We start from the raw sequence: 9,575 nt of genomic DNA, 5'->3' as shown, positions 1-9,575 counted from the left end.
CTCGGCCCGGACCGCCCGCTGGAACGGGTTGCCCCCGTCGGCCGGCGGGGTGCCCCCGCCCGCGCCCAGCTCCCGCAGCCGCCGGCGCAGCGCGGGGTAGCCGTCGTGCCCGAGCGTCATCGCGAACCGGGTCACCGACGGCTGGCTGACCCCGGCCAGCTCGGCCACCTCGGCCGCGGACAGGTACGCCGCCGCCCCCGCGTGCTGCACCAGGCAGTGCGCGATCCGCCGCTGGGTCGGGGTGAGCCGTACGCCGTGGAAGAGGTCGAGCAGGCGGTCGGCCGGTGCCGCACCGCTTTCATTCATGGGTGGACTCTATGCATGAAAACTTTCAAAGGCAACCGACGGCTTCTGCCTGGCGCCCGCCCGGTCCAGTGAGGACCGGCGAGGCGACCGCCGCCCAACGTCTGCCGCCGCCCCTCGACCCGCCGCACATCAGCGGGAGTCCCACCACCCGCCAACGGGGGACCGGTGGGGCGGAGCGGGGTGTGGTGTCTCTGTACTATCCGCAGGCGGGTAGGCAGAGGAGTGGGCATGCAGCCGGTTGGTCCGTACAGGTTCACCGAGGCGCTGGGCGTCTGCCAGGTGGGCACGGCGTGGTGGGCCATCGACGGGCAGGATCGGCTGGTGACGGTCGCCGTGCTCGAGGGCGCGGCGGCAGCCGACCAGGCCTGGCGGCAGGCCTTCGCGAACGGGGCGAACGCGTTGGCGCACGCGCCGGGCGGGCAGCGGTTCGTCAATGCCGACCTTGCGGCACCCCAGCCGTGGGCGGCGTACCCGTCCGAGGAGGGCATGGGTGCCCAGCGGCTGTTCCAGACCCTCGGCATGGAGTTGCACGACGCGGAGGCGCGGCCCGACATCCTGATCCCGGCCACCGGCACGGTCGACACGCCGCCGCGGCCGGTCTCCGGCGTCCCGGTGTCGGGTGTTCCGACCTCCGGCCCCCCGCAGCTGCCCTGGGCGATGCACGCCGGCGCGGTTCCGCGGCAGCAGACGGTCGGAACCGGCACCGCATCGCCTGCCCCTACCGTCGCCCCGGCGGCCGACCCCCCGCCGGCCGACCCGTTCGCCGGGCCGGCCGACCCGCTCGCCGGGCCGGCCGACCGGCGCATCCTGCCGTCCACGGGTGGCGCTGGACCGGCCACTCGGGGAGCCCCGGTCTGGCTGGCAGTCGCCGCCCTGGTCCTGGCGATCGTCGCGGGGGTGGGCGGCCTCGTGGCCTGGACCGGCAGCCACGGGGAGACGACTGCCTCCGCTGACGTACCTGCGGCCTTTCCCTCGGGTGCACCGACCGTCTCCGGCCTTCAACCGTGGGGAGAATTCCCGCCATCGAGCCCGCAGGAGCGAGCGTTGGCGGCTGCGGGGCCCTCACTGGTCTTCATCGAGGCGGTCGTCACCGGCTACCTACGGGACGTGACGACCAACCGTCCGCTGCGCGCCACCGCGATCGTCTTCAACCGTCGGTGCACCGGGTTCGTGGTGAACTCGGACGGCTATGCACTTACCAGCAGCTCGTGCGTGAAGCCGTCGGAGGACACGGCCCGGGAGATCGCCCTCGACACCATCGCCAGGACCCTGGTGCGCGCACAGGAGCTCAAGGCCGACGCGGTGGCCCACTACATCTCGACCAACCTGCCGAAAACCCGGTTCACCGGGGTCAGCCCGAACAGCGAGCCGGCCATCCAGCTGCTGGCGAAGCCCAACGACGCCAAGGGCAACCTGACCGACGGCCCGGCCGTCCCCGGCCAGCTGGTCAAGGCGCAGGCGGCCGACGGAGGCAATGTCGCCCTGGTGAAGCTGGGCCGGCAGAACCTGCCCGCGGCCGAGGTCTACGCCGCCACGCCCGCGGAGACCGACGCGCTGCTCATCGCCGGCTTCGGCACCGACGACAGCGGCTCACGCACCGTCACCTATTCGCCCCGGGCGAAGATGGCGAAGGTCATCGGCACCGGACGGCGGGGCAGCGTGTCGACCTGGCGCCTCGGCGACGACCTGGGGCGCGTCTCCCACGGCGGCATCGCCGTCGACCCGGCCGGCCGCGTCATCGGCATGGTCGACCAGGATCTGACGCGACCGGATCGGGCCAACCGGTTGGTGGTGCCGGCGTCGGCGTTCACTGAGCTGTTGAGCGGCGCCGGAGTGACCGCCGGCCTCGCCGAGCCCGACCGGCTTTACCGCAGCGGTCTCAACGCGTACTTCACCGGTCACTACGCCACCGCCGCCAACCAGCTCGGCACGGCGGCCGAGCGGTCGCCGGGCAACCAGCTGGCAGTGGCGTACCGGCAGAGTGCGCTGAACCGGCTGCAGATCGAGGGCGAGCCGGCCGGCGGGCCCGGCTGGGCCTGGTGGCTGTTCGCGGGAGCGGGCGGCGCCCTGCTGATCGTGCTCGCGCTGCTGGCCGGTTCGCTCATCACGAGACGCCGATGAGCTCGCCCGCTGCCACGTCGCGCCGGTCCGTACAGTCCGCGCGACCCCGGTCGGCCTCGCGCCGGCTCTCCACCAGCATCTTGCTACTCGTCGGGGTCCTGCTGGTACAGGTGCTCCTCGAGAACTGGCTCTCGGCTCTTCTCGCCACCAGCGGCGAGGACCAGACGGTCGACCCGGGAAGCGTGGACTCGTCGCTCGAGCGGCTCAGGAATCTGCTCTACCTTGCCCTGGCCGCGCTCGCGGTGGCGAAGGTGGCCCTCGACCGGGCGTGGGCCCGGTTCCGGACCGGCGCCGATCTCGCTCTGGCCGTGCTCGGCCTGGTCATTGTGGTTGCGGGCCTGGTCAACGATTCCTCGGCCGGGCTGATCGGCCAGGCGCTCTTCGTCGCCTTCCGTGGTCTCCTGGTGTTCTACGCGCTCCGAGCGGCCGATCTCGGCTGGGCCGCCGTTCGTCGGATGCTGCTGGTGGTGGGGGTGATCGTCGCACTCAACGTGCTGCTGGCGCTGGTGCAGCTGGCGCTCGGTACGCCGGCTTACCGGGCGCTGGGCTGGGCCGCGACGGCGTGGTCGGACCAGGGCAGGGTGCAGGGTCTGCAGGCACATCCCGAGAACCTCGCCCACCTGCTGGGGCTCGTCCTGGTAGGGGTGATCGCCCTCTTCGCCAGCCGTCCTCAGGTACGGCCGATGTGGTGGATGTCGGCCATTCTGGTGGCGCTGGCGCTGGCCGCCACCGGGTCAAGTCAGTCGCTGATCGCCGTGCTGATCGCGGGGGCCGCGATCGCCGTACTGGTGCACGGGCAACGACGCCGGATCCTCGGTGTCTGCCTGGTCGTGATCCTCTGCACCATCGGGTACATCGTGGCCCGGCCCGCCGACCGGGCGGCCTGGGAACGGCGGCTGGTCAGTCCGTTCTCCCACAGCCAGGTCCGCGGCCCGGATCCGGCGAAACCGCGCCCGGCTGCGCCGACGACCCCGGCCCCGCCCAGGTCACCGGCCCCCGCCCCGCCCGGGTCGCCGACCCCGGCCCCGCCCGGATCACCGACCCCGGGGCCAGCGGTGTTCGAGCTGCAGCAGGCCGGCGATATCCTGCCCCGCCAGCCACTCCTCGGCTTCGGTCCCGGCCAGTTCGGCGGGGAGGTCGCGGAGCGGAACAACCCCGACTGGCACCGGAACCGGAAGCTCGGCCCGGTGCCGCTGAGCGGCGAGGCATCCGGACCGCGGGTCGAATCGTTCTGGCTCCACCTCGTCATGGAGGTGGGCGTCATCGGGCTGATCGCGTACGTGATCTGGCTCTTCTTCGTGGTCCGACCGCTGCTGCCCGGGTCAGCTCGTCGCTCCCGGCGCGCGACCCCGGTGCCGTCCGCGGTGACGGCATGGGGCGTCGGCGCCATCGTCTTCGTGTGCGTCGTCGCCCTCGGGTCGCCGGCGTTCGAGAGTGCGCAGCTGTCGGCGTTGTCCTGGACGGTCCTCGGCATCGCCTGGTGGGCCTGGCGTCGCTCGCTGGAGGAGGAGGCATCCGTCTACAGCGCCGAGACCGCGATGCTACCGGTCGTTCGCGACCCGTCCGACGTGACCGACAGCGAAACCCGGATCCTCGCTACCGACGAAATCCTGGCTCTGGCACGTCGGGCCCGGCGCGAGATCGACGGCAGGTCCGCAGGTGTCAGCTATCCGACCGAGCGTTAGCTCAGACCTTTCGGTGATATGGCGCCGCTGGTCGGCTGGATAGAATCCGACCGTCCGGTGACCACGTCACCGGGACTGCGCACGGGGGTGGTTGAGAATGGATGTACCGGATCAGTCGGGGCTTCGGTGGAGCGGAACGTCACCGATCATGGTGAACGTCAGTCGCCGATGACGGGCCGGCACTCTCTGACGGCGGACGGACCGATGACTGAAGCGCCCGGGCCGCCCGAGTCATACCTGAACGTGATGTCCTTTAGCATCGCTCCGGTCACCCTCGGGCTCGCCAACGACGCCCCCACCCTCGGACTCGCCACCGACGCCCCCACCGTGGGTCTGGCCGCGCCGGTCCGTTCGACGACACCCGTCATTTCGGTCTGCATCGCAGTCCGTGACCGCCCGGCTCTGCTGGTCAAGTCCCTTCGCAGCATCCTCGACAGCGGTTTCGCCGACTTCGAGGTGGTCATCGTCGACGACGGCTCGTCCGTGCCGGTCCAGGTAGGACTGGCCGAGGCTGGCCTGCTTGCCGACGATCGCATCCGGCTGGTCCGCCAACGGCCGTCGGGCATCAGCGCCGCGCGGAACACCGCGCTGAAGGTCGCGCGCGGCCGGTACATCACCGTGCTCGACTCCGACGATGAGCTCGCGCCTGACGGGCTGGGCCGGATCCACGACTATCTGACGAGCACCCGAGCCCGCTGGGTCTACACCGACTATGAGGAGCTGACCGGCGAGTCCGGACGGGTCATCCGGCTGCCGGCCTACCCGTCCGCCCGTCGGATGCTCTGGTCCGTGCTTGTCCGGCCGCGGCTGCCGTTCAAGCACTCGGGAATGACGATGGAGCGGGAACTGCTCGTCCGACTCGGCGGCTACGACGAGGGCACCCCGATCAAGGTGGATGTCGAGTTGGTCCTGCGCGCGCTGGCAAACGACGTGCACCTGACCCACCTCGCGCATCCTGTCGTACGGTTCTACCGGCACGACGGCAACATCAGCCGTAAGCGTCTCGCCGGCCTGGCCGTGTGGTCCCGGCTGATCAAGACTTACAGCCGGCCGCGTATCCCGGGCCTGGCGTGGGCCCTGGTCTCGGTCCGTGCGGTGAGCGAGGTCGGCAAATGGCTGGTGACCGCTCTCGGCAAGTGAGGGCCTGCGTCACCGATCGGCGTACGCCCGCTGCGGCCCGTCCGTACGCCGGCCCGCCCGCTCGGCCGGGCCGGCCGCGCCGGCGATGATCAAGCGGGACACCTCTGGTCAAGCGGCCCCTGCGCCATCTAGATTGCACGTCGCGCACTCGCATGGGTCGACGGAGGAAGGACGAACGTGTCCCTGAACGGCACCAGGGTGCCCTCGCAGCACTCCCCTCGGACGGTGCCGCCGCACCACAACGACGTCGGCGTCATCACGCCGTCGCACGGCTTCGCCCGGTCGGCCTTCGCCCGCCCGGCGACGCCCAAGGTGGCCTGGCACCGGCCCTACATCGGTTGGTTGCTCCTGCTGGACCTGCTCGCCGCGCTCGCGGCCAGCCGCACCGCGATCAGCCTGCTCCCCAGGGCCGACGCGGGCTTCCAGGACCCGGCCGCGCCCGGCGGGGTCGACGCGGTCTTCGTGCTGGTGGCCAACCTCGGCATCCCGGTGGGGTGGGTGCTGTTGCTCGCCGCGTGCGGCGCGTACGACCGCCGCGCGCTGGGCATGGGCACGGAGGAGCTCAAGCGGCTGGTCAGGGCGGACATCGCGATGGCCGCCACCGTGTCCCTGCTCGCGCTCGGGTTCAAGAAGGACCTGTCCCGGCTGACGGTGCTCCTCGTCGTCGCGGCCGCCCTGGGCTACACCCTGATCGGGCGGTTCGTGGCCCGGTCCGTGCTGCATTTCTTCCGCCGCCGCGGAGCGCGCTCGTCCCAGAAGATCCTCCTCGTCGGCAAGCTCTCCGACGCGCTCGCCCTCTACGACGTGGCCGTCCGCAACCCCGCGGCCGGGCTGCATCCGATCGCCATCCACCTGCCGCAGCATCCCCGCCCCGGGGAGACGGTGACCGCACCCGTGCCGGTGTACGTCGGCTGGGAGCTGGTGCCGCTCGTGCAGGAGATCGGCGCGGACACCATCGCCGTCTGCGGCCCGGCCAGCCTCGAGTCGTACGAGCTGCGCAAGCTGGCCTGGCAGATCGAGGGCAGCGGGCTCGACCTGGTGGTGGTGCCGCAGGTCACGGACATCACCGGTCCGCGCATCCATGTACGGCCCGTGGAGGGCCTGCCGCTGCTCAACGTCGAGGAGCCGACGCTCTCGGGTCTGTCGCTGGTGGTGAAATCGGCGCTCGACCGGATCACTGCGCTGGTCGGCCTGATCCTGCTCAGTCCGGTGCTGCTCGGCATCGCGCTGGCCATCAAGCTGACCGACCGGGGGCCGGTGATCTTCCGGCAGACGCGCATCGGGCACAAGGGCAACGCGTTCAAGGTCTGGAAGTTCCGCACCATGTACACCGATGCGGAACAGCGGCTCGAGGCGCTGAAGGACCAGAACGAGAGCGACGGTCTGCTGTTCAAGATGAAGAACGACCCCCGGGTCACCCCGATCGGCCGTCATCTGCGCGCACTGTCGCTGGACGAACTGCCCCAGCTGATCAACGTGCTGATGGGCCAGATGTCGCTGGTCGGTCCGCGTCCGCTGCCCACCGAGGACGATGACTACCAGGGTGACGTGCGGCGCCGGCTGCTCGTCCGTCCCGGCATCACCGGGCTCTGGCAGATCTCCGGCCGCTCCGATCTGACCTGGGACGACGCGGTCCGGCTGGACCTGCACTACGTCGACAACTGGTCGCTCGCGTACGACCTCGGCATCCTCTGGCGGACGCTGAGTGTGGTGCTGGCCCGCCGCGGGGCCTACTGACGCAAAGCTGAGCGGCGGGGCCGGAAGGCCCCGCCGCTCAGGTGTGTCGCCGGTCCGGTCACTTCCGGGCGTACTGCTTGATCTCCTCGACTGCGTCCCGGCGTACCGCGTCATAGCAGGACTTCACTCGGTCGGGGTCGGCGAGCACCACGCTCTCAGTGCCCTTCCGGCCGGTGCCCTTGGTCGGGCTGGTGAGGAACCACAGGTTGCTTCCGCGCACCCCGCGCATCTGGTTGCCCATGTCCAGCAGGGACATGTTCTTGTCCACCGAGACCGACTTCGACGTCGCCTTCACGAACGAGTTGAACTTGGCGGGGTTGGCGAGAATCCCACCAGAGGCGGCCTTGTCGAGGATCGCCTTGATGACCTGCTGCTGGTGCCGGATCCGGGCGAAGTCACCGTCCGCGAACTGCTTGCGCTGACGGGAGTAGTCGAGCGCCGCCTCGCCGTCGAGTTCCTGCGGGCCGGCCTGGAAGGCACGGAACGGCGGGTGGATCGAGGTGAACGACTTCTCCACGTTGACCGTCACCCCGCCGAGCGCGTCGATGATGTCCTTGAAGCCGGCGAAGTCGATGATCGTCACGTGGTCGATCCGGACCCCGGTGAACTTCTCCACCGTCTGCACCATGAGCGGCACCCCGCCCCAGGCGAAGGCGGCGTTGATCTTTGCCTCCCGCCCACCGTGCTGGCCGTCCGCGGACCGCGGCACCGGCACCCAGGTGTCCCGGGGAATCGAGATCAGCTGGGCGCTCTTCCGGTCGGCGGGGAGGTGGGCCACGATGATGGTGTCCGTGCGCGAGCCCGAGGTCTTCTCCGGATCACGGGAGTCGCTGCCCAGGATCAGGATGTTCTGCGCGCCCTGGGCCCCGGCCGCGGGGCGCTCGGCCTCGGGGACACCGGCGAAGGCGTCGACCCGTTCGATGCCGGACTCCACCGACTTCAGATAGATCCCACCGGCCAGCAGCCCACCACCAGCCACCAGCGCCAGGACCAGCAAGCTGATGAGCAGGATCCGCTTCCCACGACGGCGGGGAGGCTGTTCTACGGGGGGCTCCACCTCGGACGGAACCTCGGCCCATCCGTTCGGGGGGTATTGCGGCTGCGGCTCGGCGTACTGATGGGGACGAGACATGCCGTGATGCTACTGATCCGTTGCTGCGCCTGGGTATCCGCTCTTCGTCGCCCGGATGCCCGATCCCATGGCCAACCGGGCCGGGAACTGGTAAGACCCTCCCGTGGATGCAACGAAGCTCCGGCGGGCCGTCGCCCGCACCCGGTTCGCGCCGATCGCCGCGTTTCCCAAGCGGCTCGCCCGGGTCGCCCGGCACGACGCCAAGGTGCTCGGCACCTCCGCCCGCTGGCTGCTCACCTCCCGCGAGCATCACAACTACACCTACGACCTGACCAAGCTCAGCCGGCAGCACCTCGCCTGGTTCGTCAGCGTCTCCTGCGACGTACCCGTCCGCCAGGTCCGCGACTGGTTCGCCGAACTGGAGGGCGACGACCGGCTACGCGGACACATCGAGGCGGCCACCGCCGCCGCGTCCCGCCGCGGCCTCGCCGACCGGCACGTCCGCTACGCCCGCCGGATCGGCTGGTACGCCATCGTCCGCGCCCGCAGGCCCGCCCACGTCGTCGAGACCGGCGTCGACAAGGGGCTCGGCAGCTGCGTCCTGGCCGCCGCCCTGCTGCGCAACGCCGCCGACGGGCACCCCGGCCGGCTCACCTCCCTCGACATCAACCCCGAGGCCGGCTACCTCGCCCGCGCCACCCCCTGGGCCGACGTGGTCGACCTGGTCATCGGCGACTCGGTCGCCTCGATCGCCGCGCTGGACCGCCCCGTCGACCTCTTCCTGCACGACAGCGACCACAGCCGGGTCCACGAGCAGCGCGAGTTCGAGGAGGTCGAAGCGAAGCTGGCCCCCGGCGCCATGCTGCTCACCGACAACGTCACCGCCACCAACGTCCTCGCCGAGCACGCCGAACGGACCGGCCGGCGGTTCCTCGCCTACCGGGAGACCCCCGTCCGCCACTGGTATCCCGGAGACGGCATCGGCGTCGCCTGGTGAGGGCCTTGTGCCGGGCCGACTCCAGGATCGATGATGGCCGAAGCGGCACATCGACCAAGGAGTCGCGATGACAGTCATCCACCACCCCCGGGTGGCCTGGGACACCGCCCGGGTGATCGTCGAGGCGATGCCCGACGAGCAACTCTCCGCCTGGATCCGGCAGGAACTCGGCGGCATGCTGGGCGCCGCCGCCCAGGACGCCCTCACCGAGACCCGCGACCGGCTGCGCCGGGCCGGCGACACCCGGGTGCCGGTGGAGACCGGCCTGTGGCGGGTCCGGCTGGAGGACATGCTCCGGGAGCGCCCCGAACTGGCCGGGGAGGTCTCCGCCTTCACCGGCATCGCCGCCGGCCTGCTCCGCGACCGCGCATCCTGAAACCCTTAGCTTTCGCTTAGCGCGCTTGTCCGGCCCGTCGCCGGTCCGGCAGCATCGACCGGCGTGACCGCCGGCAGCGTTCCCCACCCCGTACCCCCCCGGCCCGGACGACCGGCCCGCGGCGGGTGGCCCGGGCCGCCG

8 protein-coding genes are annotated in these 9,575 nt (G+C 71.2%); 6 read left to right on the top strand and 2 right to left on the bottom strand.

Annotated elements, in window-relative coordinates:
• Positions 1–306 (bottom strand): MurR/RpiR family transcriptional regulator (locus tag ACWEVO_RS19600; protein WP_452308958.1); only part of this gene is annotated, 306 nt, incomplete at its 3' end.
• 228 nt (positions 307–534) lie between these two features.
• Between ACWEVO_RS19600 and ACWEVO_RS19595 the strand changes: the two genes are divergently transcribed.
• The 4 genes from ACWEVO_RS19595 (at position 535) to ACWEVO_RS19580 (ending at position 6,989) form a co-directional block, all read left to right on the top strand.
• On the top strand, positions 535–2,427 hold the full coding sequence (locus tag ACWEVO_RS19595) for a trypsin-like peptidase domain-containing protein (protein WP_452308957.1): 1,893 nt from the start codon (positions 535–537) through the stop codon (positions 2,425–2,427).
• A 110-nt stretch (positions 2,428–2,537) separates the two neighbouring features.
• Positions 2,538–4,112, top strand: coding sequence for a hypothetical protein (locus tag ACWEVO_RS19590; RefSeq protein WP_452308956.1), 1,575 nt, complete (start codon positions 2,538–2,540; stop codon positions 4,110–4,112).
• A gap of 126 nt (positions 4,113–4,238) precedes the next feature.
• Positions 4,239–5,252: a glycosyltransferase family 2 protein gene (locus tag ACWEVO_RS19585; RefSeq protein ID WP_452308955.1), complete on the top strand. Its 1,014-nt coding sequence runs from the start codon at positions 4,239–4,241 to the stop codon at positions 5,250–5,252.
• 225 nt (positions 5,253–5,477) lie between these two features.
• Complete coding sequence (locus tag ACWEVO_RS19580; protein ID WP_452308954.1) at positions 5,478–6,989, top strand: sugar transferase; 1,512 nt, start codon at positions 5,478–5,480, stop codon at positions 6,987–6,989.
• Positions 6,990–7,047: 58 nt separating this feature from the next.
• On the opposite strand, the gene ACWEVO_RS19575 is transcribed toward ACWEVO_RS19580, so the two are convergent.
• Positions 7,048–8,121 carry an LCP family protein gene (locus ACWEVO_RS19575; protein WP_452308953.1) on the bottom strand — a complete coding sequence of 358 codons (1,074 nt, stop codon included), beginning with the start codon at positions 8,119–8,121 and terminating at the stop codon, positions 7,048–7,050.
• Between the two features lie 103 nt (positions 8,122–8,224).
• Between ACWEVO_RS19575 and ACWEVO_RS19570 the strand changes: the two genes are divergently transcribed.
• Complete coding sequence (locus ACWEVO_RS19570) at positions 8,225–9,058, top strand: class I SAM-dependent methyltransferase (RefSeq protein WP_452308952.1); 834 nt, start codon at positions 8,225–8,227, stop codon at positions 9,056–9,058.
• Positions 9,059–9,125: 67 nt separating this feature from the next.
• Positions 9,126–9,434, top strand: a complete 309-nt coding sequence (locus ACWEVO_RS19565) for a hypothetical protein (RefSeq protein WP_452308951.1) — start codon at positions 9,126–9,128, stop codon at positions 9,432–9,434.
• Positions 9,435–9,575 lie beyond the last annotated feature (141 nt).

This window comes from Micromonospora sp. NPDC003776, assembly GCF_053605645.1.
This window is presented reverse-complemented; position numbering and strand designations above follow the sequence as displayed.

Excerpts from the sequence above, each read along its gene's own strand:
- ACWEVO_RS19595 (WP_452308957.1), top strand. The coding sequence starts at position 535 with ATGCAGCCGGTTGGTCCGTACAGGTTCACCGAGGCGCTGGGCGTCTGC.
- ACWEVO_RS19575 (WP_452308953.1), bottom strand. The coding sequence starts at position 8,121 with ATGTCTCGTCCCCATCAGTACGCCGAGCCGCAGCCGCAATACCCCCCG.
- ACWEVO_RS19565 (WP_452308951.1), top strand. The coding sequence starts at position 9,126 with ATGACAGTCATCCACCACCCCCGGGTGGCCTGGGACACCGCCCGGGTG.